The sequence below is a fragment of the Brevibacillus fluminis genome, assembly GCF_003710825.1.
Lineage (GTDB): Bacteria > Bacillota > Bacilli > Brevibacillales > Brevibacillaceae > Brevibacillus_D > Brevibacillus_D fluminis.
Window position 1 is genome coordinate 13,501 of record NZ_RHHQ01000007.1, and the last position, 25,482, is coordinate 38,982.

Sequence of the window (25,482 nt, forward strand, 5' to 3'; positions counted from 1 at the left end):
TTGTGAGAGAAATGCCTACTCAACCAGAACATGCAAACGATGTGGATGCGCTGCAAAGACCGCAGCGTTTGTGGACTAAGTCATTTATTACAATGACACTTTGCAATTTTTTGTTGTTCCTCTGCTTGCAGATGCTCTTATCGCCTTTTCCCACCTATGTGAAGGATCGATTTCATCCGGATGACTTCATTGTCAGCCTTGTGACCAGTATGTTCGCGTTGGCAGCGATCGTAACCCGCTTCATCACGGCAGCCTTGATGCGCAAGGTGCACCGCAACGTGCTCTTGTTTTGCGGACTGCTGTTCGCTGCGATTGCGACCGCCTTCTATTCGTATCCGACGACGATTGCGGGTGTGCTTGCCCTGCGGATCTGCTTTGGGATCGGGTTCGGGATGTCGAGTACATTGATGCCGACGATCGTGTCGCAGATCATCCCTGCGCGCCGGATTGGGGAGGGCATCGGGTATTTCGGACTGTCGATGAGTTTGGCGATGTCGTTCGGCCCGATGATCGGACTGTCGATGCTGGCGAATTACGGTTTTGCGCCTTTATCTTATCTCGGTGCTGTCGCGGCCGCGCTGATCGTTCCGCTTTTGATCAGTACGCGCTCGCTGCCGCCGGAGCAAAAAAAGCCAGTTGCACGCAAGCCAGGGGAGAAAAAGCCCGGCTTTAATACGAAGCTGCTGTTTCCCGCGTTACTCAATTTTTTGATTTCCGTCACGTATGGCGGTCTCCTCAGCTTTTTGGCGCTGTTTGGGAAAGAGGTGCACTTAGCCAATATCGGGCTGTTCTTCTTGTTTAACGTAATCACGATCCTGATCGTTCGACCGATTTCCGGCCGTATTTTTGACAAAAGAGGGCATGGCGCGGTGCTCATTCCAAGTGCAGTGTTTGTAGTCGCCAGCCTTCTGGTGCTGTCGTTCACCACGACGCTGCCGATGCTGATTCTCTCTGCTTTGTTGTATGGATTGGGGTTCGGCGCAATTCAGCCGACACTGCAGGCATGGATGCTGCGCGTTTCTGCGCCGGAACAGCACGGGGTCGCCAACAGTATGTATTTCAATTCACTTGATTTCGGCGTTGCGATCGGGGCCATGGCGCTTGGGATTATCGCGTCTCACTCCAGTTATGCGATGATATACCGCACTGCATCGGGTGTCATGGTGTTGTTCTTGGTGATTTATACAATTGCGCAAGTGGTTGGGCGGGCCCGAAGAAAAGCAGCATTGCCAAAATTGCAGGAAGTAACACCTGAATAAAGAAACGAACAGCCGCTCCCGGATGAACTGTGACCCTCTTGTGGGTCATTTGTGTTTTAATCAATCTAATTAGAGAAGAGCGGGGGAAAAATTAATTGGTCAAAGACCAAGCCTTGCATAAGTTTTGACTTAGCCAGGCAGAGCGTTTTAAAGTTTAACGCTTCATGCAGTTCCATCGATTCGTGCGGTGCTAGCGTGGGCGTATTCATTTAAAAATTATTCTCTCCTTTTTTCATCAACGCTAGATTCTCCGACTCATCGGATCTTATACTAAAAATGATTGCCGGAGATGTGGGTCCGGATATTTCCCATGCAGTCGTAAGAATATAAACAAAATCTTAGCGCATACTTATTTCTGTTTAAGTTATTGATCTTTGCTCAAGGAAGGAGGACTCACCTTGCCCAATGAAAACAAAATCAATCTAGCTACCGAAAATGCAAGAAAACCGGCAGAAGGTGCACTTAACTCGAGCGGCAATACGCTGGAGCAGCATGCATCTAACGCGGTTTCTGCGGCGCAAACTGCTTTAAATCAGGCGATAAGCTCGATAAGTGAATCTAATGCGGCAACAAATTCACAAGCTTTGGAGACGGCCCGGCAGCAATTGACCCAAGCAGAGGAATTTTTAGATCAAGCGCAAACTTCAGCAAACGCATTACGTCTGCCGGACCAACAGTAAAACGGTAGCTTTGGTAGTGGCAGAGATTCTCCTTCTTTTTCGGATACAAGTGGAGTCAAGCTCACTAATGTCGAGGTATGGTCGTCTGTCTATGTAGGAGCTGCGTATGATGTTTTCCGAATTTACGCCGATACTCTCCGCATGGGCAAATGACCTGCGTTGACGTTCGGAGGAACGTATCTGCCATAGATACGGAGAGTCACCTTCAATAACCTCTTAATGTTGAAGACCACAATTTTAAGTGGATATAAGCAGACTAAGGAATTTGCCCTTTTTTTAATGAGACATTTTTGCACGTCGGAGAACGAGCTTGATTTTCCGGACCAGCGCTGCGAATCATGACAAGCGAAAGGGAGGCCCTTAAAGGGCCTCCCTCTTTCTTCTGCTTCCTATTATTCCGGGGTGGTCGTTAAAATGATGACGTTCTTCAGCACTACTGCACGGCAGCGCAAGCTGGGCGACGTATTCGGGGAGCCCCACATTTAGGAACGTGTCGTACTGGCTGCGTTCTTTTGTTTTGCCGCTTCCACTCGTGTACAAGGAAGGAGGATCCTATGCGTAGTGTACTTCTTTTTATTCATACTCCGTCATAGACACGGACTTGCGGGGTTCCCCTAAAAATATTTTATTAACCAGGCACTTGAACCACATTCAGTCATATATAGGTGATAGCAGTTCGAACTTGTTGAGGAGGATTTTATACAAGTGATGTTACCAAGTGAAAAGTATTTCGGTAAGTTTGAGGTGGTTTTTTTATTTTACGGAGCCATGCCTACAGGCGTTACTGTTTCTGAAACCGGACGTAATTTCATTTGCTTTCCGAAATGGGGAGACGACGTTAAATTTACTGTGGCTGAAATCGTTCACGATACATTACAGCCTTATCCTAGTTTAGAGGCTAATGTGGTAAGCCCATCGAATATCACAACGTCCTTCATTAGTGTTCAAAGTGTCGTTGCTGATGGAAATGGAACGCTTTGGGTACTGGATACAGGAGCTCCTAATTTCTCAGAGCCTATCAAAGGGGGGGCGAAGTTAGTCGCTGTAGATTTAAATTCAAATAAAATAAGAAGTGTGTATACATTTTCGGAAGATGTTGTCCTGCCAACCACTTATCTGAATGATGTCCGATTGGATTTTCGTGTTGGTAAAGCAGGTTATGCTTATATAACGGATTCGTCTTCCCGAGGACCAGGAGCCATTATTGTCGTTGATTTAGAAACAGGTTATGCTTGGAGACGGTTAAACGGGGCAAATTCAACTTCGCCCGATCTCTTTCTCTTACCGAAAGTTGAAGGTAAAATCCTGATGAATCGAAACAAAGACGGATCTACTTCACCCTTTAGATTGGCATCCGATGGTATAGCGATTTCCCCGGACGGCAAGATGTTGTATTTCTGTCCTCTCTCCAGTCGTCATCTGTACTCGATTTCAACGGAAGCCCTAAGAGACCGAACGATACCGGATATGAATTTAAAGTATCACGTAAAGTATTGGGGAGAAAAAGGTGCTTCAGATGGAATGATCACCGATGCAAAAGGAAACGTTTACGCTGGAGACTATGAAAACAATAGTATTCGAAAGATATTGCCGAATGGAATAATGGAAACCATCGCACATGATCCTAGAATTTTATGGCCGGATACTTTTTCTATTGGTCCAGATCAATACTTATATTTCATCGTGAACCAATTACATCGGCAGGCAAGATTTCATTATGGAAATGACCTGCGGCAGAAGCCTTATAGTTTACTCCGTATGAAAATAGACGAACCACCTGCTCCTACCTTTTAATAAAAATTTCACTTTACAAAGTGACTCTATTTGCATAGAAAATGTATTTTATGACTTTATGGTTATTAAGAACTTGGAGGCTGCCGCTCGGCAGCCTGTTCAGCTAACGGGATCGATATCCTAAGTAAAAAGAGGCAGTCAGGACCTTCTGACTGCTTCTAATTTTGATATTTAAGTACATATGCGATTTACATGTAGTTCTCACGTTTTGTAATAAAGAACTACAGAAAAACTTTATTATCGTGTTTAGACGGGCTTTTTGAATTCAACTATGTCGGTCTAACACTATCCATAGTAGCTTATTTTTCGTTCAATATGTAGCGGATGGTCCGTTTGGTGATGTTTAATTTGCGGCTCAAAAGCTCCCGATTGCCTCTCGTTTCGGCCAGGCCTTTTTCGATGATGCCGCGCCCCACCTCGCGCTCCAGCTGCTTAACCCGTTCCATCAGCTCGTCAAACGGCAGATTTTCCACGCTATCCACATGGCCGATGATCGAGCGCACGAATTGCTCAGCCTCCTGGTCCACGATGTCGGTGAGCGGGCGTACTGACACGGGTGAAGGGGTGGAAGAGGGGGGAAACGCTGTCTGCAGGAGCCTCGAATCGAGTGCAGCGACCGTATGGCTATGGAGGAAGGAGGGCAGATGCTCCGCGCTAAGCACCGGACATTCATGAATGGCGACCGACTGGTTGATCACATTCAGCAGCTGGCGCACGTTGCCGGGCCATTCGTAGCGCTGCAGCAAGGCGAGTGCGTCGCTTCCGAGCCGAGAGGTACCCGCGAACTTTTTCTCCAAGTAATCCGCAACAATCACCGCAATATCCGCCGGACGCTCACGCAATGGAGGAAGCGTCAGTTTTACCCCTTCGAGCCGATACAAAAGGTCGGAACGGAACCGCTTGCGCTCCACCTCCGCCTCCAGATTCCGGTTGGTCGCGGAGATAAAGCGAATGTTGCTCTTGCGCGTTTCCTCGCCGCCGATGCGGTTGAATTCACCCGTTTCCATGACGCGCAGCAGTTTGACCTGAATCATCAGCGGAGCCTCGCCGATTTCATCAAGAAACAGTGTGCCGTTATGCGCTAGCTCGAAAAAGCCGCGCCGTTCCTTCAGCGCTCCGGTAAACGATCCTTTTTCATGGCCAAAGAGCTCGCTCTCCAACAATGTTTGGGGCAGGGCCCCGCAGTTGAGACCGACGAACGGATGCTGGCTGCGCACACTCTCCCCGTGGATGAACCGGGCCAAAAGCTCCTTGCCGGTGCCTGTTTCCCCTTCGATCAGCACGTTGATCGCCTTTTTGGCAAGCTTGGCAGCCAGCGGCATGAACCGCGCCATCGGGCTGTTCGGTGCGTAAATAATGCCGTAATGCGCCGCGATTTGGGATAGATCATCGGCTGGCTCGGTCGGCTCGTCGAGGATCGGCAGCACGATCCGCTCTAATGCTTCCAGATTGTCGAACGGCTTCTCCAAATAGTCGCGAGCCCCGCGCTGCATCGCGGTGACGGCTGTTTTGATCGTGCTGTATCCGGTCATGATGATCACGTCGCAATCGGGACGAACGTGCTTGATCGCCTGCAACAGATCCAATCCGTTGGCGTCCGGCAGCTTCAGATCGACGAAAGCCAGATCAAAGGCAAAGCTGCCTTCTGCGATCAGTCGCTTGACGTCCGCTCCGGAATGGGCAGTGGTCACCTGACAGCGCTTGTGCTTCAGGAAATAGGAAAAAAAAGATGTTACTTCTACCTCATCATCCACAATGAGAACCTGTTTGCTGTTCATTCTTGTCCTCCTTTCAGCTTAGGATGGGCAAAAGCAGTGTGAATCGACTGAACGAGCCCGCCATGCTTTCTACGCGGAGGCTGCCGCCGTGCGACTCGGCAATACCCAGGCTGACAGACAAGCCAAGTCCGGTTCCTTTGCTGGTCGCTTTTGTCGTAAAAAACGGCTGGAAGATCTGATCGAGCAGCTCGGCATCGATCCCGGTCCCGTTGTCCGTAACCGACAGGCCGACCCAGTCCTGGTCGTCCTCCTGCACGAGTGACGTCTCGACCGTCAGCTCCGGCTGCGGCGTATCCTGAAGTGCATCACGCCCGTTCAGCAACAGGTTGATGATGATTTGCTCGATCTGGTGGCGGCTCGCCCTGACAAAGAGCGGCTTGTCCGACAGCTCCTTGCGCACGGACACCCCGGAGACGGCGAGCTGGTAGCCGATCAAGCCGAGCGCATCTTCGACCAGCTCATTAATATGGACGTCCTCAAAATGAAACTCTTCCTGGCGGGAAAAAATCAGCAGGTTTTGAATGATTTTTTTGCATCGGACGCCGCACTGGTAGATGTCCTGCATCATCTGCTGATAATCCGTAAGCTCCTGTTCCCGCTGCAACAGCTGGATATTGCCGAGGATGGCGGTGAGCGGGCTGTTCAACTCGTGGGCGACGCCTGCGGCCATTTCGCCTAAAGCCGCCATTTTGGCCGATTGGACGAGCTGTGCTTCCAGATTGACTTTTTTGCGCAAATCATTGTACAGCAGCATATTTTCGACGGAAACAGCGGCATGCTCAGCGATTTGCCTGAACAGCTGGAGCTTTTCCGGCGACAGTCCTTGCTTTTTGTCATGCAAAAGCGTCAGGAAGCCAAGCGCTTGATTGCGCTGGCTGATCAAAAGGACGGAACTGGTTGTGCGATGGGGAAAACGTTCGGCGAAGCGCTTGTCCAGATCATTTTCCTGTAGTGCAAGATGCTTCTCCAAAGGCAAAATAAAGCTTCCGCATTCCCAGCTTCCATCGGGCTGAGTCGGGGGCTCGCTCGCGGTATAGCAGCGCAGCACTCCGCCCTCGTGCAAGGTGAGGATGAAAGTCGCAAAGGAGAACAGCTGCGTCAGCTGGCGGGCGATCGATTCGCTGACGTCCGGCCATGTGGCGTTGATCTGGATTTTGGTCAAATGGTTGATGACTTCCAGCTGCTTGTTTTTCTGCTTCATCTCGTCGACAACCACCGTCAGCTCCTTGTAGTAGCTGCGTCGTGACGATTGAATGCCGGTGAGCTTTTCGAGTAATTCCTGTTTGGTGTTCATGGTGCCCCCTACAACGCATTTTGGAAAATCATTTTGACATCCTCTGCCGTCATATCCCGCGGATTGGTCGCCATGCAGACGTCGAGCACGGCGTTTTCGCTCAGCATATCGAGATGCTCTTCAAAAGAACCAAGCGCGGAAAGCGTGAGGGGTACATCGAGGTCGCGCAACAGCCGTGTGACGGCGCGCTGGGCGAGCCGTGACGATTCCGCCAGGCTGAGTCCCGCCGTGTTTTCACCCATCGCTTCGGCGATCTGCCGGTATTTTTCCGGCGCGGCAATATAGTTGTAGTCCAGCACATAGGGAAGCAGTACGGCGTTGACCTCGCCATGTGGTGTGTCCAATAATCCGCCGAGCTGATGGGACATGGCGTGCACTGCGCCCAAAATCGCATTCGAGAAGGCGATGCCGGCCTGCAAGCTGGCCATCGCCATCGCTTTTTTTGCCTCCGGGTTATAGCGGCTTGCGACGGATGGTCGCAGGTTCGCTGCGATCAATCGCATCGCCTGCAAGGAATAAATCTCTGTGAGCGGGTTGGCCGCAAGCGAGATGTACGATTCAATTGCGTGAGTAAGTGCATCGACGCCGGTATTCGCGGTCAGGCGGCTGTCCTTGGTCATCAGCGTCTGCGGATCGATAATCGCGATGTCGGGAATGAGCGATTTGGAGATGATGGCCATTTTGACCTTTCGGGCTGTATCGACGATGATCGAAAATTGAGACACTTCGGAGCCTGATCCAGCTGTGGTTGGAACCATTACCATCGGGGGAAGTGGACGGGTGATACGGTCGACTCCTTCATAATCGAGGATGCTGCCACCGTTGCTGCCCAAGAGCGCGATCGCTTTGGCCGCGTCGATCGCGCTGCCGCCGCCGATTCCTACGATTGCATCGCATTCGGATTCCCGATAAAGCGCAACGCCTTCATGCACCTCGAAATCTTTCGGATTGGGTGTCACGTTTGTCCACAGCTGATATGCAAGGCCGCTTTCCCGCAAATGTGCGATCACGCGCTCTACCCAACCGTATCCGACGACACCGGGGTCACTCACGAGAAAAACGCGGCTGGCTCCCAGCCTGCTCATGCTTTCTCCGACCTGGCTGATCGACTGCTCTCCGAAAATGATTTCGGGCGTCATAAACTTGGAAATCTGCATCCGAGCCCCTCCCTTATCCATGTACCCCTATTGTAAAGGAAAGCGTTTTGAGGCAAAAGGACAAAAAAGCGGCCGCATCGCCGCAAAAATGTCTCATAGGGCCGAAAAATCGGCTCGCTACGAAGGGAAGCGACGACAAACATACCGATTCCGGGCTGGCACGGTAATTGCGAATGTAAGCGTTAGCATGACAAAAACAAATCAAAGTGTGTAGGGGGAACGCGAGTATGAAAGCAGCGGTTGTCAATCAGTTCCATGAAAAGCTTGAGATCAAAGAAGTGCCGATTCCGGAGTTGGAGCATGGTGAAGTTTTGGTCAAAATCAAAGCGTGCGGCGTCTGCCACACCGATTTGCATGCGGCGCATGGTGACTGGCCGGTTAAGCCGAAGCTGCCGTTGATTCCTGGCCATGAAGGCGTAGGCGTGATCGAGAGCGTCGGTCCAGGCGTAACCTCGCTCAAAGTGGGTGACCGCGTCGGGATTCCATGGTTGTACTCTGCATGCGGGGAGTGCGAGTATTGCTTGAGCGGGCGCGAAACACTTTGCCAAAGCCAGCAAAATGCCGGCTATTCCGTTGATGGCGGTTATGCTGAATATTGCAAGGCGCCTGCCGCATACGTCGCGAAAGTGCCGGACAATTTGAGTTTTGAAGAAGTAGCACCGATCTTTTGCGCAGGTGTGACTACATACAAGGCGCTGAAAGTGGCGAATGTCGCACCGGGTGAATGGGTAGCGATCTACGGTATCGGTGGATTGGGCCATATCGCACTGCAATATGCCAAAGCAATGGGCATGAATGTCGTTGCTGTCGATATTCAGGATGACAAGCTGGAATTGGCGAAAGAACTGGGCGCGGATATCACGATCAACGGCCGCAACGTCGATCCGGTAGAAGCGATCGAGCAAGCGGTTGGCGGTGTGCATGGAGCAGTCAGCGTTGCAGTTACGAAAAAGGCGTTTGAACAAGCGTACCGTTCTGTTCGCCGCGGCGGTTCACTGGTCGTCGTCGGATTGCCGAACGATGAGCTGCCGATCCCGATCTTCGATACCGTACTGAATGGCGTTACCGTGAAAGGCTCGATCGTCGGCACGCGCAAAGATTTGCAAGAGGCGCTTGATTTCGCCGCACGCGGGAAAGTGAAAGCGATTATCGAAACGCAGCCGCTGGACAAAATCAATGAAATTTTCGACCGCATGGTGAACGGCCAAATCAACGGACGCGTCGTCCTCACATTGGAATAGAGAAAAAGCCCCGTGTGATAGCGGGGCTTTTCCCATGTTGCTGGCATGCGCGCTTATGTTAACAATCCACCGCTGCCTTTGTGATATTTGAGAATGCCTTCCGCTGTTCGGAACGCCAAAGCGCCCACGGTTCCGGTCGGGTTGTACCCACTGTTTTGCGGGAACGCGGAAGCACCGATGACAAACACGTTATCCGCATCCCACATTTGCAGCCAATGGTTGACCGCAGACGTGTCGGGACTTGTTCCCATGATTACCCCTCCGGTGTTGTGGGTAGATTGGTAAGGGGTAATGTCGTAAGGCCCAAGCTCCTTGGTTGCATCGATCGTTTTGGCGCCCATCTCTTTCAAGATTTCCTCGCACTTGGTGCCGAGGAAACGGGCAAGCTCGCGGTCCTGTTCTTCAAAGTCGAAGGTGATGCGGATCAGCGGATCGCCGAACGTATCCTTGTACGTCGGGTCCAGATCGAGGTAATGATGACGGAAGGAGAGGGAAGCTCCTTGTCCGCCTACGGAAAGCGAACGGTTGTAGTTGTTGATCGAGGCTGCTTTGAAGTCCTTGCCCCAGCTCGGCGTTCCTTTTGGCACCGGATTGTTTTGGATCGGGCGGCGTCCGGTTTGCGAATAGGAGATATTCCCGCCGTGCAAAAATTTAAGATCTTTATGGTCGAATGCATCGCCGTTGTAATCGTCAAGACAAATGCCGAGTGCACCAGCACCTGCGAACAGATTGAAGTCTTTGTCAAAATAGCCGGTTGCGCCGCCTTTGAGCACCTGGTACGCATAGTTTTTGCCGATAACGCCTTTGCCGGACGCCGGATCGTACGGTGTGCCCAGCTTGGATAGCAAAAGCAGGCGGGAGTTGTTGAACACATAGCTGCAAAGGACGACGATATCGGCGGGCTGCTCGATGTCCTCGCCTGTGGCAACATCGGTGTACAGTACCCCGGTTGCTTTTCCGCCTGTATGTAAAATGCGACGTACCTGGGAATGGGTGCGGATTTCGAATTTGCCGGTTTTCTTGGCTACGGGAATAACGGTGACGACTGGATCGGCTTTTGCTCCGTACTCGCAGCCGAAGCGCTCGCAGTAGCCGCAGTATTGACAAGCGGCGCGGGAGACGCCATCCGGGTTGGTGTAAGGCTCCGACAAGTTGGCCGATGGCATCATGTACGGATGCAGTCCCATCTTTTTGGTTGCATCGGCGAACATTTTCATGCCAGGCGCCATTTTCATCGGTTTGGTCGGATACGGTGCGGAGCGCTTTGTTCCGAGCTGTTGCTCCAGTGGATTCGGCTCACCGGAAATCCCGCACAGTTTCTCGAATTTATCATAGTACGGCTCTAGCTCATCATAGGTAATACCCCAGTCTTGAATGGTCATCTCTTTGGGGATTTTGGCTGCGCCATATCGTTCGGTCGTTTTACTGCGAATCTGGAAATCATAAGGGAGGTAGCGGTACGTCTGGCCATTCCAGTGCACACCGGCGCCACCGAGTCCGTCGCCTAGCAAAAAGGAACCGTAGGAACGCATCGGGAGCGCACGCACTTTTTCATTGCTGCGGAACGTGACGGTTTCCTTGGACAAGTCCTGCATCAGCTCGTAGCGTAGGGCATAGCGCAGCTCATCATGTACCATGAAATAATCCTCGGTTTTTCGTTCCTTTCCGCGCTCGAGCCCGAGCACATTCAAGCCTGCTTTGGTCAGCTCCTGCGCGATGATGCCGCCGCCCCAGCCAACGCCTACCAAAACCACATCTACTTTCGGTAATTTTTTTGCCATAAGTTTCACCTCGCAGTCCTTCTTGTTAGTGAGAAAGATGGTCTTTCAAACTTTTCGGTTCCATTTTGGTGAATGCGTCCTGCTCGATCACTTGGGCATAGGACATTTGATTACCCGGATAATTTTTCAGCTTCCAGCCGTCCATGTTGCTGTTGCCGCCATACAGCGGGTCTGCGTAAACGCCTTCAAGCGTGCTTGAGCGAAGCAGTTGGAAGAAACCGCTGGCAGAAATCGTCGTCAGCTTCACTTCATCTTTTTCGAATGCCGTCAGGACGGCGTCCTGCTCCTCGGGGCTCAGGTCGGCAAAGTTCTTTTTGTACTTCGAATTGCTGTAGTTCTGGATTTCTTGCAGTCCGATCGTAAAAATTTCGCGCCGTTTTAGCCGGCCTTGGTACCCTTGGACTTTTTCGCCATTGAAGAATGGCGCTTCCATGTAGTCACGGGAGTTGAAGCCCCATTCGCCGGCCAGCTGGTGGTCCATGAAAAAGGCGACGCCAAGCGCTTTGGCACCAGGTCCAAGATCATCCTGGGGAAATATCCGCTCGCTTACCGCTTCGGCGATCTTGAACTGCTCCTGTGTGAAAAACATGGTTGCCTGCGTATAGTTGGCAGGCTGGGCCGCCGGTTGGGTAGCGGGCGGGGCCGCATTGTTGGTTTGTTTTCGCGGGATCAGACTGCCCACCACACCCCCGACGATCAGTCCGCCAACGGTATAACCAGCGTTTTGCAAAAACTTGCGTCTGGATAATGTAGATTCATCAATTTGATCATTCTTGTTCGCCAACTGAATCCACCTCCTAGAAGTGGTTTGCTCAAATCAGCCAAATCTTAAACATACTGGAATCCAAAAACATCCTGAAAGAAAACAAAACGCGAGGGTGATGCTAAGAAAAAAGGAAGGCAGGCGAATGATCATGAGGAAATGGCAAGGCTGGGCGGTTGTTTCATTGGCGAGCGTAATGATAGTGACGGCATGTGGACCGCAGGCAAATAACGGAACGCGGACGCAGACGCAGTCGATGCAGGCGCAGACGACCAAGCCGCTTCATGATGCAACCGTGATTCCAAGCTACGATGGGCAAAAAACAGTCACAACGAATCAGCATGGCAGTACCTATAGCGGCATGGGCAGCTCGGTGCTAAGCCGAATTGGCAGCTCTGGACTCCATGCAGGCGGCATTTCCGCCAAACTCGAGTCGGTCCTCGGCAGTGCCGGAATCCACGGGATGAAAGTGTTCGTCATCGATGACACCGTGATTTTGGGGGAAACGGGCAGAGCGGGTATTCGGGCGACCCATTACGATGATTTACAGAGCAAAGTGCTCAGCAGTACGTCCGGAACTTCTGGAACAGGACGCAAACATGCCAATACCATGTCGGGCACGATGGGAACGCCACATAATCCGATGAACGATGTACAAAAGGCTAAGCGCGAAATTGAGCATTTTACAGGCGGCAATGTACGAGTGCTCGTCGTCACGCATGCGGAAGGGCTGAAAGCCATCGACCGTCTGCGTGCGAATATGCAGAAAAAGGGCGTTCCGATTCAAAAAGTGGCGGATGATGTGAGAACCGTGCTGAAATACGCAAAATAACGAAAAAACCGGTTTCCCGCAATGGAGGAACCGGTTTTTCATTTGGAAAACGGTTGAATGGTTTCACGGGGAACAATGGCAGGGTAGGGATTATATCCCAAATGGAGAGCCAAGTTTTACTGCACCCCAGCGGTTAATGGAGTAAGGCGCTTTTCTCGCGCTTGTTCCTGCAAGAGCGTCTTCATGATCTGCTGGATTTGCCATGATGAACTATCCATCCAGTCGGGATGGGCCAGGTTGATCCGTTCCTCTGGGTCAGCCGATAGATTATATAACTCGAATTCCTCGCAATCGGGCACGTCGGGTTCGAAATACCGAGAGTATTTCCATAGCTCCTCACCTACGGATGTTCGCAGCTGCGCGATGACGGTCTCGATCTGCTTTGGCCCTTTCACCGACGGATATGGCACGCCAAGCAAGCTCACTTGGTGGAGCCCGCTGGTCGGGTCATCCGATGTCATGAAATAGATCGGCTCCCAAGAGCGATCGACGGTTTGCTTGCCAAGGAAAGCATCAGCCAAATTTCTGCCCACAAACAGCCGCGTTTCGGTGTGCGTAAAGCGCAGTGTCGCTTGCAGCTTGGTAACATCTGCACCTGTAAGCCCAAGGATCGTCGGAACAAGGTCGATGTGGCTGGTCAGCAGCTCGCTTTGCCGCGGAACCGGAAACAGCTTCGGCTGGTGGATGATCAAAGGAACGTGCAGCGCTTCTTCATAAGCACAGTAAAATTTTTGATGCAACCGCCCGTGGGCCCCAAGCAAATCGCCATGGTCGGCAGTAAACACAATCAGCGTCTCGTCATAAAACGAGGAGCGCCGGAAGCGATCAAGGACACGCATCATCTGGTCATCGGCATTTTTAATCAGCTGGTAATAGAGGCGGAAGTAATAGCGTTCATCGGAAATTGGCTGAAAGGCGCGGTGGTAAAGGCGGCGGTAGCTTCGTTGGCAGCTGGGGCGGTCAGCCAATGTTTCCTCATAGGTAGGCGGATACGGAACGTCAGGGATCGAAGGCGCGACAGGAAAGGAAAACAGCGGAGACATCGTGCTGTAGTCGCCGTATAGGACGATGTCGTGGGGATTTACGAATGAGGTGACAATCAGCCACGGCGCATCGGTACGGGCAGCATCACCGCTCATGCGCTCCTGTTCAAGCTGATCGATGAGCGAGGTAAACAGGGATGCATACGTTTGGTCGCGTCCCCTCGGGCCGATAGCGGAAGACGAGCCGGAGTTGTGCGGATTTTTTCCGTGTGGCTCCGGGCCGACCCAATGGGAAAAGCCGTATTCATCCAGCCGATTGGCATGTAGGTAGAGCTGTTCCGACGCGGGATCAGGTATGCCGGTAGCGGGATTATAGCTGGGAAAAGAAAGGTGGCTGCCCGGGCGAATGATATCAGCGTTGGAAAAGTGCCATTTGCCCAAATAGTATGTCCGGTAGCCGTTTAGCCGCATGTAATCGCCTAAGGTCGGAACCGTATTGGGATCGAGCCAAAATTGGTCGGGATCAAACGCTGTTTTTGCAGCGCCAGGCGTTTGGCTGACACCATGCAAGGACGGATATTGTCCGGTGAAAAGGCTTGCGCGCGAGGGGCAGCAAGCGGAGGCGGCGATGTAATGACGGCAAAATTCAAGGCCATGCTGACGCAAAAAAGCGTGGGCGGGCAGCTGCGTGCGGCTCCATTCCGCGAGCGCTGCCGATTCATAGACGGGCGGAAAGCGTTCTTCATCGGTCAGGATGATGAGGATATTGGGGCGCTTCACAGCCAATCGCTCCTTTCGTAAGCAACATTCTCAATGTGACCTGCCATCCTAAGTGTATGCGGAGGCAAATGGAAAAAGCCGCGCACTGCGTCGAGCGTGCGCGGCTAGCATTCAGCTGTAGGGCGAGAATTTATTCAAAGTAAGCCCATTTGTACTGGGCATTCCCCATGCCAGAGATCACGACATCTTTCAGCTTCTCGCTTTGCGTATAGATGGAGCCGCGGAAATAGAACGGAAGCACCGGCATGTCGTCGATGAAGATTTTTTCTGCGTCTTGCAGAACCGCTTTGCGCTGGGCAGGGTCCTGTACGGTTGCGGATTTGTTCAACAGGTCCATGTATTGCTTGTTTTCCCAGTTAGTGTGATTGTTACCGCCCTTTGTTTTGAAAATTTCTAGGAAGTTGATCGGGTCGTTGAAGTCCCCAGTCCAGCCCATCCGCGCCACTTGGTAGTTGCCCTGCCTGATCGCGTCATAGTAAACGTTCCATTCCTGATTTTCCAGCTTGACGGAGACGCCCAGGTTTTTGCTCCACATATCCTGCACCGCTTGGGCGATTTTCGCCTGCGCGTCATCGGTATTGTAGGAGAGCGTGATCGCCGGCATCTTGTCAATGCTCGCGTAGCCCTCCTCCTTCATACCTTCAGCAAGCAGTTTTTTGGCAGTCTCCACGTCATTGTCTTTAAACAGTCCCTGTTCATTTTCAGGGAACATGGTTGGTGGGACGATCGCGGTGGCCGGGAGCTCGCCGCCTTGTGTAATGTTTTGCACGATGGACTTACGATCGATGGCATAGGCGAAGGCTTGGCGAATTTTTTTGTTGTTGAACGGCTTTTTGTCGACATTGAATTCGTACCAGTAAGTAGCCGCTTTCGGCTTGATGTGCAGCACGCCTTTGTCCTTTAGCGCCGTCATTGCGTCAAACGGGATGCTGCTCACAGGCGCGCCTGCCATATCCAGCTCGCCACCCTCGAACATGGACAGCTCGGTATTGGTGTCGTTGATCATGTTTAGCTCGATTTTGTCCAGCTTGACGCTCTGCGCATCCCAATAGTTTTCGTTCTTCTCTAGCACGATCTTGTCTTTGTGCTTCCAGTCAGCCAGCTTGAACGGACCGTCGCTGATGAAGTCGGCACCGGCGTTTTTGTACCAGTCGGGATTTGCCTTCGCTGTTTTGCTGTGGACCGGATAATAGGTGGAGAAAGCGGTCAGCTCCAGGAAGAATGGCGTTGGATTTTCCAGCTTCACTTCCAACGTCTTGTCGTCGATGACCTTTACCCCGAGCTGGTCGGCAGGCAGCTCGCCTTTGAACACCTTCTCGGCGTTTTTGATGTAATAGAGCATATAGGCGTATTCCGATCCGTTTTTCGAATTCAGCACCCAGCGCCATGCGTAATCGAAGTCGTTGGCAGTTACCGGATCGCCGTTGGACCATTTGGCATCACGCAGCGTGAACGTGTAGGTGGTCAAGTCATCGGACACCTTAATGTCCTGCGCGATCGCGTTTTCCGGCTTGTCCTCCTTGTTGATGCGGGTCAGCCCCTCGAAAACCTGTAGCAGCACGTTGTTGGAATAAATGTCGGTAGCGGCGTTTGGATTCAAATTCGTCGGTTCGGAGAAGTTGTTGGCACGCAAGACTTGTGCAGGTTTGGCGGCTTGTTCTGGTGCGGGAGAGGTCTCGGCACTCGGTTGCGGAGCTGGCTGTGTCTGTTGGTTGCTGGTGGCAGACTGGCTGCAGGCGGATAAAACGGTCGCGAATCCGACGGAGAGCGCCAGGGCACTGAACCAGCCGTTCGTCTTTTTGGTTTCGAACAAGTGTGATCACTCCTTTTTTCCTGTCGAACGAATGGATGATTCGGGAAAAAATGACAGGGAATAATGTACGAATTATACTGAATTTTCCTGACTTTAACCAGTGCCTTTGTGCCGAGAAGAAAGAAAATTCCCTCCATTACGAAAAATATGTGGCAGTGGTAGACTACGGATAAGAAATTAAGATACTAGAGACGTGGAACGGATCGAACAGCTGGTGCTTCGGCAAGCCTTTCAGGGAACCCTGCTGGATTTCCAAACGGCTCATGATTGATCCCTCTCTGGGAAAAGCTAACGGCAAACATGTCGTCATTTTTTCCAGAAAGGATGAGCACCATGAACAAGCATCGGCTATGGCTCAGCTCCCTTCTTGTCCTGACGCTCATCGCCTGCAGCCGTTCATCCACGCCCACCAAACCTCAGCAGGCGGCAGGGGAGAAGCCGCACACGGCAGCGAAAACAGCACCAAAGCAGCTCGCATCCCCGCAAATAATCGTCCACGCCAAAGCGCTCAATCCGATCACGCTGCAGCTAACCTTTGAAAAGCCGCTGCCGCCGGAGGATTTGGTGCTCAGGCATGCCCGCAACAATTTCGCGTTCACCGCCGGACTATCGATTCGCAATGTGCCACGACTCAAGTCCGGAACCAAATCAACGTACCTTATCCCGACCACCGTACAAAAAACGGGCAATCGCTACATCCTGACCTATAAAGGCAACACGACAGCCAGCTTTGATGCGAATCCACTCAAGCTCCCCTTTGCAGGCGTAAAGCAAGTGTCGCACGATACGTTCGAGGTCGAAAGCTTCCTCTCGCAGCGTGTCACCGATTATCAAAATGTGATCGCGGATACGGCGGGCAAGCGTATGGGCCTCAGCTTTGAGCTGGATGACCACAACCGCTTTCAAGGAAAAAGCTACCAGATCATTCCCTCTTTGCGAGACGCGCAGATTTTCGTGATCCCGAAGGGCGGCAACGCGATTATCACCGCTTCGTACGTCCCCCATACACAGTCGACAGACGGCCGGCAAGCCCCCAAATTCCGTCTGCCGGAAGGCGTCGTGTTCAAACCGGGTATCACGTACACCATCACCTCCGATTGGGCCACGATCGATCGTAACAACCTCCTCGCAGGCAAAATCGCCCCGCTGCAAATCAAGGCGGTGAAGAGGTTTACGCCATCTGCCGTGGAAGTCGTGCTGGCTATCGACCCGAAAGACGAGGTGTTTGCCTCGCGCAGCATCGTGCTGGCAGCACCGAATGGCCACCGGATGAAGGCGATCTACCGGGAGAACAGTCGGAAGGGTGCGAGCGGGATTTTTGATGTGCAAGCGGGTGCCACACTTGAGAACGGGAGGACCTATGCAGTGCAGCCGGCTGGAGCGTGGGCAATTGCCAATCATGTGAAAGTGAGGCCGTGAACAGAGAGCCTTTTTCGCCAAAGCTGGCGGAGAGGGCTTTTTTGCTGCGCGAACAATCCAAAAAGGATACGCTTTTGATATAGGAAGCAATATTTTGTCAGTACTGGAAAGGAAATTGGTACCACCAGCCGGAATACGTAACAGGAACATTGTCGAAAAAAGGAATATCGTGCGGCAGCGGTTGGCGATATCGGGAGAAGACTGCTGGCTGAAGACTCGCGCACACGGCAGTAGAATAAGAAAGGAAGACGCTTTTTAATGAAAAAATGGATGATTGCATTGCTGGTGCTGCTGCTTGCGTTACCGGCAGAAATAAGCCTTGCTATCGGCTCAAAAACCGCCAGCGTCCAACTGGCGACAGGCAAAAAATATGTCAGCTACGTATCGTTCTCCGCCTCCGAACCAGTTGAACTGCGCCCGGTTTTGGCGCAAAACAAAGTGGGGAAGACGCAGGAGCTGGCGCAAATGGCCAAAACTCACAAAGCGCTCGCGGCGATCAATGGGACTTATTTCAATCCGTACGATGAAAAAGATTTGCAGCCGATGGGCGGGATCGTCATCAATGGCGCTGTCCAGCATTTCCGTGGCGGGGCAGTCGCGATGGGGATTACTGCGCAAAACGAGCTGATCTTCTCCGAAGGTAACCCGTATTCGCTGGTCGGCACGCTGAATGCCGGCACGCCGCAGGAAAAAAGCTGGTCAGCATTCAACGTCAACCATTTGCCGACCTCGCAGGCTGAGGCTGTGCTGTTCACGCCTGCATTCCGGACGGCAACGCTGTCCATCGCCGGCTTCCGCTTTGTCGCGGTTAGCGAAGGCAAAGTGAGCGCAATCACCAAGGACAACGCCGTGATTCCGGCGAATGGCTTTGTCGTCGCGTACGGCTCGCAGCGAAGAGACAGCGACAACTTCCACATCGGCGATACGGCGGTATACCGATTGCAGCCGTCACCTGGTTTCGAAAAAGCGGTGCATATGATCAGCGTCGGGCCGCGGTTGGTCGCAGCGGGTAAATCGGCTGTGGATCTGTCATCGTTCACCGAAGCCAAAATCACGACGCAAAAAGGCCAGCGCAGCTTTATCGGGATGAAGGCGGACAAGACGATCGTGATGGGCACGGTGAGCAACGTCACCATACTTGAGCTGGCTGAAATTGCCGTGAAGCTGGGCTTGGCCGACGCGATGGCCTTGGATGGCGGGGCATCTTCCGGCTTGTACTACGATGGATCATACGTCACCAAGGCGGGGCGCAATTTGAGCAATGCGCTGGTTGTGGTGAAAAAGCAGCAAGCGACGGTTCTGGCGCCTAAGAAGTGAGTGGGGAAAGGCGCATTTTTGATGTTTTTGGAGGGGAAAGAAACGTGCTTGTGAATGAACGAGAAGTAACGGCTGAAACGCAGCCATGTCCGAGCTGTGATGGACCGGTCAGCATTGTAAAAGGATACAATCCGTGGTGCCCAGCCTGTAACTGGAACTTGAATCCGCTGCGGAAAGAAGAAAACGATACGCTAATTCAAAGGTATTACCGAAAAGCAGGGAAATATTTTGGGGATGGGCTGCTTCAGTCAGTGATACAGGACCCAACTCGGAAAACGCATGCGCTCTCGACCGTATTCGCCTACATGATCGCGAGCATGGTTCACATCATCGGCGTATTGGTTTTGCTGTGTGGGGTATGGTTGGCGATTGTTGGCTGGGGCAAATTTTTCTTTTTGTTGGGAGCAGGGGTGTGTCTTTTGATTGCATGGGTCACCCGACCGCGTTTTGGCAGACAGCGTGAAGAAGTGCTAGAAAGGAGCGAATGCCCGACTCTCTACAAAATCGTCGATGAAATGGCCGTGCTCATGGGGGCGAAGCGGATCAGAGGCATTGCAGTCAATTTCGATTATAACGCCGCTTACGGAACCTATGGGCTGACCAGGAAATCCTACGTCCATTTGGGTCTCCCATTATTCAGCATCTTGCAGACCCAGGAGCAGATTGCGTTGATTGCACATGAGTTGGGGCATGGGGTGAATCGGGATACGTCGAGGGGATTTTTCGTAGGCACTGCGATCGACACGTTATGTGAGTGGCATTATTTAATTCGGCCCGATCGCATCATCGAGCAGGAGGGTAGCTTTATGGATATCCTGATGATACCGGTAAACGTGCTGCTGCTCGGTCTGTCAAATGTGGTTTTGGGATGCATTTATTTGCTGTCTCATCTGTTGTGGCGCGACAAGCAACGGGCTGAATTCTTTGCTGACTATTTGGCAGCATCGGTGAGTGGACTCGATGCCAAGCTTGGGCTCTTGGAAAAGCTTCATTTGGACCATATGTTTCGTTTTGCCGTCCAAAAGGTTGCAATCACCAAGCAGCAAGGGAACGCTTTCGACGAAATCAGGGCGCAATTCAAACAAATTCCCTTGTCTGAGCTTGAACGGGTCAAAAGAATCGAGCGCTTGACGGATGCGCGGCTCGATGCGACTCATCCTCCAACTTCATCACGCATCGAGTTCCTGGAGGCAAAAGGACAGCATCAGCCCGTTTATCAAATCTCGCAAGAAGACCAGATGCGACTGGAAGGTGAGTTGAGAAAGCTGGAAGAACGATTGACCGCCAAATTCGTTAGCTATTATCAAAATCATCCTGCCTTGATGTATTAATCCCATAACATGCACACCATTTTGTGAATTGTGCCCGAAAATGATAGAATAGGGAATTGGGAGCCATTTCTCCCGATTTGATTCTTGCACATGAACCGTGACATTGAGGTATAATAGATACTTGTGGATGGACGTGACGTTTGAAGCGAGGACTGGGCATGTGGCTCAATGGCCAAGCCCACGAACATCGTGTGAAAGAAGCGGTCAGCTTCTTCTACCTACATTTTGCGCAAGTGAAAGAGAGTGGAAATTATGGGTCGTAAGTGGAACAACATTAAGGAAAAGAAAGCATCCAAGGATGCAAATACCAGCCGCATCTATGCGAAATTCGGGAAAGAGATTTATGTGGCAGCCAAACAAGGCGAGCCAGACCCTGAATCGAACCGTGCCCTGAAGGTTGTATTGGAGCGCGCGAAAACGTACAGCGTGCCAAAAGCTATTATCGACCGTGCGATCGAAAAAGCGAAGGGCGGATCGGAAGAGATCTACGACGAGCTCCGCTATGAAGGCTTTGGTCCGAATGGCTCGATGATCATCGTAGACGCGCTGACCAACAACGTGAACCGCACCGCGCCTGAAGTGCGCGCCGCTTTCAACAAAAACGGCGGAAACATGGGCGTTAGCGGATCGGTTGCCTATATGTTTGACGCGACTGCGGTCATCGGGGTAGAAGGAAATAGCGCGGACGAAGTGCTCGAAATGATGATGGAAGCGGATGTTGACGTGCGCGACATCATTGAAGAAGGGGACAATCAGGTGATCGTCTATGCGGAACCTGATCAATTCCATGCTGTCCAAGAAGCGTTCAAAAAAGCAGGCATCACCGATTTCACCGTTGCCGAGCTGACCATGCTCGCGCAAAATGAAATCTCGATTCCAGAAGATGCACAAGCGCAATTCGAAAAGCTGATCGATGCGCTGGAAGATTTGGACGATGTGCAACAGGTGTACCATAACGTCGATTTGGGCGAATAAGTTTAAATATAAGGGAGCAAGCATCTAAGAGCTTGCTCCCTTGCTTATTTTACGATGGTGATGGTGCCGCTTCCCTGTCCTATGCGAGAATGCCCAGTGTCGCGCTCTCTTACTCGCGGCCGGGGAGCGAGGTGCTTTTTCCGATGTTATCAGCATTAGAATGCGGCTGTTTTTTACCGGCGCTTGCCTTGCTGCTGCGAAAAAGCGTGATGATGACGACAGCGGCAATAATAATCGCGGCCGCGACCCAGGCGCGGGGCGTCAGCTGTTCATTGGCCGCAAACCAGCCGAGAAACACGGCGACCACGGGATTAACGAAAGCATAGGTGGACACCCATGTCGGCTCTGCGTTCTTTAAAAGCCAGATGTATGCCGTATATGCGATGATGGAACCAAATACGATCAAATAAGCTAAGGCCAGATAAGAGCGGAGCGAGATTGCCGAGATGTGGAAGGATGACCAGTCGTCGAGAAAAAACGATGCGATGGCCAGCAAGATGCCGCCGCCGATCATTTGTAGCGCGGTTGACATGAGCGGTGATGAGGGAAGTTGGGCGCGGCGAGAAAACAAGGAGCCAGCTGACCACGAGATCGAGCCGAGCAAAAGTGCCAAAATGCCGAGTGTATCCATAGCGCGGGTGCCAGTACCGCCCGGCTGCAGCACCAGCACGGCGATGCCTAGAAAACCTAATCCCATGCCCGCGATGATGCCCTTTGACGGCTTTAGCCGGTTTGTTCCTACCGATTGAAACAAGAGAATCCACAACGGGACGGTCGCAACCAGAAGAGAGGCGATGGCGGAGGGGACCTTTTGTTCCGCCCAGGCCACGGCACCGTTGCCGCCAAGCAGCAGCAGTGCACCGACAATGCCCGCATTTTTCCACTCCGTCAAGCTGGGACGACTGTGACCCTGTGCGTGTGCAATCGCATAAAGGACGCAACCTGCGACAAAGAAACGAAACCCCGCCATGATGAAAGGAGGCATGGTTTCGACAGCGACCTTTATTCCCAAATACGTGCCTCCCCAAAATAGGTACACGGACAATAAAGCGATAATAATAACGGAATATTTCGAACTTTTCACAAGAGCGTGTACCTCTGCCTTATTCCATTTCGTCATGCCTATACTCCTTTCATGGATATTGTACGTCGCTAGGGCCGGTGTGCGACCGGCCAGCTCATGTACAAAGAATGCCATTCTCAAAATTCGTCGCGAGTATAAACGTAGTGGATGTTTCGCGGACCTCCGGCATTTTCACGATTTCATCGATAAGCGCAGTGATGTTTTCCGGAGCCCCAACGCGCACCTTCAGCATCATGCACCATTCGCCCGACAGGCGCTGGCATTCCATGATGGTTACACCCGATATGTGCAGCGAGACGATATTTTCCACGATTTCACGGAAGTTTTGGCATTTGGCTTTGACAAAGATCAAGGCCTTGATTTTTTCGTCCAGCTTGCTCCAATCGATGATGCCTCGATACCCTTTGATGACTCCGCTTTTTTCCAGCTTTCCGACCCTTTGGTGGACGGCAGGGCGAGAAATATGCAAAAGCTTGCTGATCTCCTCATGTGACAGCCTGCCGTTTTCTTCAAGCAGCTTGATGATGTTGCGATCGATTTCGTCCATAGCAACCCTCCTGAAAAAATCATAGCATAAAAGCGGATCGCGTAAACGATTCGTTATCTTAATGGACGAAATTCAAACGAAGCGAAAAAAAGACGCGCGTTATAAATGAGAAACGTCATTAGTGAGCGGGAATAACCGTGCTGGTCAAACGATTCGTAACCGAGCGAAACAAGGCAAAACGAAAAAGGGATGCGTCCAGTACAAAACCGAATGCATGCCGAATAATGCAGCGAAGAGAGTAACGAATTGGGGAGTAAAATACAAAAAAACCGCACAAAAACGTGCAGTTATCGTTAAATGGCACAATTTAAGCAGGGGTTACGTTCCTTAACCCTTATAATAGTAGTGTAACCGAAAGAAAATTATAAGTCTATACCTTTTTTGGGAAATTGTATAAAGTGAGAAAGCCAGGCCGGGAAAATGAGATTGGGAGGTGAATGGCTGTGCACTGGCGTTCATGGGATCTAAACCTGAAAACCAGGTTGATTGGGGAAACGCTCTTTCATACGTTGTTCTGGATGTACTTTCCGTTTATTACGCTTTACTTCAGCGCCGCTTTCGGCAAGCATGTGGCCGGGATGCTCATGTCAGTCCCGCCGCTTTTGGGTATTCTCGGCAACCTGACAGGAGGGTTCCTGGCTGACCGGATCGGCCGACGCCCTGTCATGCTGATGGGGGCATTCTTACAGAGCGGGATGTTCGCTTTGTTCGCCTGCTCGCTTTCCCCGTGGACGGATTATTTGGCGTTTATTGGGATCGGTGTGGGTGGTTCGCTTTACAGCCCCGCCAGCTCTGCTATGGTGGCAGACCTGACAACAGACAAAGACAGGCGGCTTGTGTTCGCTACTTTTGTCACGGCGACGAATATTGGTGCCGTTTTCGGTCCTGCCCTTGGCTCGATCTTTTTCTTTCACTATCGCAGTGAGCTGTTGTGGACATGCACCCTTGTCACACTGCTTTATGCGGTCGCAATTTTATTCATCGTCAAAGAAACGCTGCCCGCGCGAGCGATTCGGGAAGGGGAGCCAACGGGTTTTGCTTCCGCCCTGAAGGAGCAGTGGCGCAATTATGGCGTGATTTTCCGTGACAAAGCGTTTGCCACTTATATTGTGGCAGGCATTTTGGTCACCATCGCGTTCATGCAGCTGGACTTGTATTTGGCCGTCTACGTGAAGGAATTCGTGCCCACACAGGCGCTGATCGCGTTTTCGGGATGGTCGGTTTACCTCACCAGCGCCGAAGTGTTCGGTTTGATTCTCGGCTTGAATGGACTCATGTTTGTCTTGGGCTCCGTACCTGTTACCAAATGGTTTGAGCAGTGGAGCGACCGGGATATGTTCATCCTTTCTGCGCTCCTGTTCGGAATGGGGATGTTTCTCGTTGGGCTCACCACGAATGTCTGGCTGCTGCTTTGCTTCATGATCGTCCTGACAGTTGGCGAAGTGTTGCGTTCCCCAGTAGCACAGGGCTTCGTCAGTAAATATGCACCCGAGGAGGCGCGGGGGCGATATATGGGGGCGTCGAGCCTGCAGTTTTCGATCGGGCGCTTTCTCGCGCCGCTGACGGTCATCTTGTCAGAGTGGCTACCGTCTATCGGGGTGTTCGGCTTCATTTTTCTTTGCACGATCGTTAGCGCTGGGCTTTATGTGAAGCTCTTTCGCATCATACCGGCCCGCTATGCAGACGTAGGATGACTCTGTCACGGGGAAAAGATGACCGCCTGGAACAACTGCCGAAAGCAGCGGATGTTCCAGGCGGTTTCTTCGTTTATTTCCCGACGAGCACAGGCTCACGGACTGGCTCGGCAGCCTGTGCACTGACTGAGACTTTGTGCGCCAGCTCAAAGGGTAGGCACAGCGGCACACCAGTACGTGGGTCCGGGATAATGTCCGCTTCGATGTTGAAGACCTCGCGCAATACATGCTGGGTCATCACCACCGCGGGCGAACCTTCCGCGACCACCGTTCCTTTTTTGATCGCCACCATGTGCTGGGCATAGCGGGTGGCGTGGTTCAGATCGTGGACGACCATGACGATCGTGCGTTGCTGCTCTTGGTTCAACTGCTGCAGCAGCTGCAAGACCTCCAATTGATGAGCCATGTCGAGAAAGGTGGTCGGTTCATCGAGGAACAGCATATCGGTCTCCTGCGCCAATGCCATTGCGATCCATGCGCGCTGACGCTGGCCGCCGGAAAGCTGGTCGACCGGATGATCGTAAAATTGGCTCAAGCCGGTCACTTCCACAGCCCACTGAACGATTTTTTTGTCCTCGGCGGTCAGCGAGCCGAAGCCTTTTTGGTGCGGAAAGCGACCGTAGGAAATCAGCTCCGATACTCTCAAGCCTTCCGGCGCAGTCGGATTTTGCGGCAAAATGGCAAGTTGCTTGGCGACCTCCTTGGTGGACTGGCTGTGGATTGATTTGCCATCGAGGAAGACGGTGCCTCCTTTTGGTTTCATAATGCGGGCCATCGTTTTTAAGATCGTCGATTTACCCGAGCCGTTGGAACCGACGAGTGCGGTAATTTTATGCGCAGGGATCGAGAGGTTGAGGTTCTCCACAATGGTGCGCTCGGAATAGGCGATATGCAGTCCTTCTGTGTAAAGTTGCTGATCGCTCATCAATCATTCTCCTGCCTTTCGGATGGTTTCATCAA

At 52.0% G+C, this 25,482-nt stretch carries 20 protein-coding genes and 1 pseudogene; 10 read left to right on the plus strand and 11 right to left on the minus strand.

Annotated elements, in window-relative coordinates:
- Positions 1-11 precede the first annotated feature (11 nt).
- Positions 12-1,259 carry an MFS transporter gene (locus EDM56_RS06950; protein ID WP_122917176.1) on the plus strand — a complete coding sequence of 416 codons (1,248 nt, stop codon included), beginning with the start codon at positions 12-14 and terminating at the stop codon, positions 1,257-1,259.
- Between the two features lie 95 nt (positions 1,260-1,354).
- Here EDM56_RS06950 and EDM56_RS31815 read toward each other — a convergent pair.
- Positions 1,355-1,468 (minus strand): annotated as a pseudogene (locus tag EDM56_RS31815) (spore gernimation protein GerQ); the annotation flags it as partial.
- 189 nt (positions 1,469-1,657) lie between these two features.
- On the opposite strand from EDM56_RS31815, the gene EDM56_RS06960 reads away from it, so the two are divergent.
- Together EDM56_RS06960 and EDM56_RS06965 are read left to right on the plus strand one after the other, a co-directional pair.
- A complete protein-coding gene (locus EDM56_RS06960; protein WP_122917177.1) occupies positions 1,658-1,939 on the plus strand; it encodes a hypothetical protein in 282 nt (93 codons plus the stop codon).
- A 708-nt stretch (positions 1,940-2,647) separates the two neighbouring features.
- The gene (locus tag EDM56_RS06965; protein ID WP_183192367.1) at positions 2,648-3,733 is read left to right on the plus strand and encodes an L-dopachrome tautomerase-related protein; all 1,086 of its coding nucleotides are present in this window, start codon (positions 2,648-2,650) and stop codon (positions 3,731-3,733) included.
- Positions 3,734-4,032: 299 nt separating this feature from the next.
- On the opposite strand, the gene EDM56_RS06970 is transcribed toward EDM56_RS06965, so the two are convergent.
- From EDM56_RS06970 to EDM56_RS06980, 3 genes are read right to left on the minus strand one after another with little or no spacing between them, the layout of a single operon-like run.
- Positions 4,033-5,511, minus strand: a complete 1,479-nt coding sequence (locus EDM56_RS06970) for a sigma-54-dependent transcriptional regulator (protein WP_122917179.1) — start codon at positions 5,509-5,511, stop codon at positions 4,033-4,035.
- 13 nt (positions 5,512-5,524) lie between these two features.
- Entirely contained in the window at positions 5,525-6,805 is a 1,281-nt protein-coding gene (locus EDM56_RS06975; RefSeq protein WP_122917180.1) for a sensor histidine kinase, read from the minus strand.
- Positions 6,806-6,813: 8 nt separating this feature from the next.
- Positions 6,814-7,962, minus strand: a complete 1,149-nt coding sequence (locus EDM56_RS06980) for an iron-containing alcohol dehydrogenase (protein ID WP_122917181.1) — start codon at positions 7,960-7,962, stop codon at positions 6,814-6,816.
- Positions 7,963-8,189: 227 nt separating this feature from the next.
- On the opposite strand from EDM56_RS06980, the gene adhP reads away from it, so the two are divergent.
- Entirely contained in the window at positions 8,190-9,203 is a 1,014-nt protein-coding gene (gene adhP, locus EDM56_RS06985; RefSeq protein WP_122917182.1) for an alcohol dehydrogenase AdhP, read from the plus strand.
- A gap of 53 nt (positions 9,204-9,256) precedes the next feature.
- Here the strand turns inward: adhP and EDM56_RS06990 are convergent, their stop codons facing one another.
- Both EDM56_RS06990 and EDM56_RS06995 read right to left on the minus strand, forming a co-directional pair.
- Positions 9,257-10,984 carry a GMC family oxidoreductase gene (locus tag EDM56_RS06990; RefSeq protein ID WP_122917183.1) on the minus strand — a complete coding sequence of 576 codons (1,728 nt, stop codon included), beginning with the start codon at positions 10,982-10,984 and terminating at the stop codon, positions 9,257-9,259.
- 25 nt (positions 10,985-11,009) lie between these two features.
- Positions 11,010-11,768: a gluconate 2-dehydrogenase subunit 3 family protein gene (locus EDM56_RS06995; protein WP_122917184.1), complete on the minus strand. Its 759-nt coding sequence runs from the start codon at positions 11,766-11,768 to the stop codon at positions 11,010-11,012.
- A 124-nt stretch (positions 11,769-11,892) separates the two neighbouring features.
- On the opposite strand from EDM56_RS06995, the gene EDM56_RS07000 reads away from it, so the two are divergent.
- Entirely contained in the window at positions 11,893-12,579 is a 687-nt protein-coding gene (locus EDM56_RS07000; RefSeq protein WP_122917185.1) for a hypothetical protein, read from the plus strand.
- 116 nt (positions 12,580-12,695) lie between these two features.
- Here EDM56_RS07000 and EDM56_RS07005 read toward each other — a convergent pair whose 3' ends face one another.
- Together EDM56_RS07005 and EDM56_RS07010 are read right to left on the minus strand one after the other, a co-directional pair.
- On the minus strand, positions 12,696-14,342 hold the full coding sequence (locus EDM56_RS07005) for a sulfatase-like hydrolase/transferase (RefSeq protein ID WP_246009297.1): 1,647 nt from the start codon (positions 14,340-14,342) through the stop codon (positions 12,696-12,698).
- 130 nt (positions 14,343-14,472) lie between these two features.
- Positions 14,473-16,155 (minus strand): peptide ABC transporter substrate-binding protein, encoded by a 1,683-nt coding sequence (locus EDM56_RS07010; protein WP_246009298.1) that lies wholly within the window; start codon positions 16,153-16,155, stop codon positions 14,473-14,475.
- A 333-nt stretch (positions 16,156-16,488) separates the two neighbouring features.
- Between EDM56_RS07010 and EDM56_RS07015 the strand changes: the two genes are divergently transcribed.
- The 4 genes from EDM56_RS07015 to EDM56_RS07030 all read left to right on the plus strand — a co-directional run bounded on the left by EDM56_RS07015 (position 16,489) and on the right by EDM56_RS07030 (position 21,197).
- Positions 16,489-17,574, plus strand: a complete 1,086-nt coding sequence (locus tag EDM56_RS07015) for a hypothetical protein (RefSeq protein WP_122917187.1) — start codon at positions 16,489-16,491, stop codon at positions 17,572-17,574.
- Between the two features lie 258 nt (positions 17,575-17,832).
- On the plus strand, positions 17,833-18,891 hold the full coding sequence (locus EDM56_RS07020; RefSeq protein ID WP_122917188.1) for a phosphodiester glycosidase family protein: 1,059 nt from the start codon (positions 17,833-17,835) through the stop codon (positions 18,889-18,891).
- 44 nt (positions 18,892-18,935) lie between these two features.
- Positions 18,936-20,222, plus strand: a complete 1,287-nt coding sequence (locus tag EDM56_RS07025) for a M48 family metalloprotease (RefSeq protein ID WP_122917189.1) — start codon at positions 18,936-18,938, stop codon at positions 20,220-20,222.
- A gap of 252 nt (positions 20,223-20,474) precedes the next feature.
- A complete protein-coding gene (locus EDM56_RS07030) occupies positions 20,475-21,197 on the plus strand; it encodes a YebC/PmpR family DNA-binding transcriptional regulator (protein ID WP_122917190.1) in 723 nt (240 codons plus the stop codon).
- A 109-nt stretch (positions 21,198-21,306) separates the two neighbouring features.
- On the opposite strand, the gene yedA is transcribed toward EDM56_RS07030, so the two are convergent.
- Both yedA and EDM56_RS07040 read right to left on the minus strand, forming a co-directional pair.
- Complete coding sequence (yedA, locus tag EDM56_RS07035) at positions 21,307-22,317, minus strand: drug/metabolite exporter YedA (RefSeq protein ID WP_122917191.1); 1,011 nt, start codon at positions 22,315-22,317, stop codon at positions 21,307-21,309.
- 58 nt (positions 22,318-22,375) lie between these two features.
- Complete coding sequence (locus EDM56_RS07040) at positions 22,376-22,828, minus strand: Lrp/AsnC family transcriptional regulator (RefSeq protein WP_122917192.1); 453 nt, start codon at positions 22,826-22,828, stop codon at positions 22,376-22,378.
- Between the two features lie 443 nt (positions 22,829-23,271).
- Between EDM56_RS07040 and EDM56_RS07045 the strand changes: the two genes are divergently transcribed.
- Positions 23,272-24,522 carry an MDR family MFS transporter gene (locus EDM56_RS07045; RefSeq protein ID WP_122917640.1) on the plus strand — a complete coding sequence of 417 codons (1,251 nt, stop codon included), beginning with the start codon at positions 23,272-23,274 and terminating at the stop codon, positions 24,520-24,522.
- Positions 24,523-24,595: 73 nt separating this feature from the next.
- On the opposite strand, the gene EDM56_RS07050 is transcribed toward EDM56_RS07045, so the two are convergent.
- Entirely contained in the window at positions 24,596-25,447 is an 852-nt protein-coding gene (locus tag EDM56_RS07050) for an ABC transporter ATP-binding protein (protein WP_122917193.1), read from the minus strand.
- Positions 25,448-25,482 lie beyond the last annotated feature (35 nt).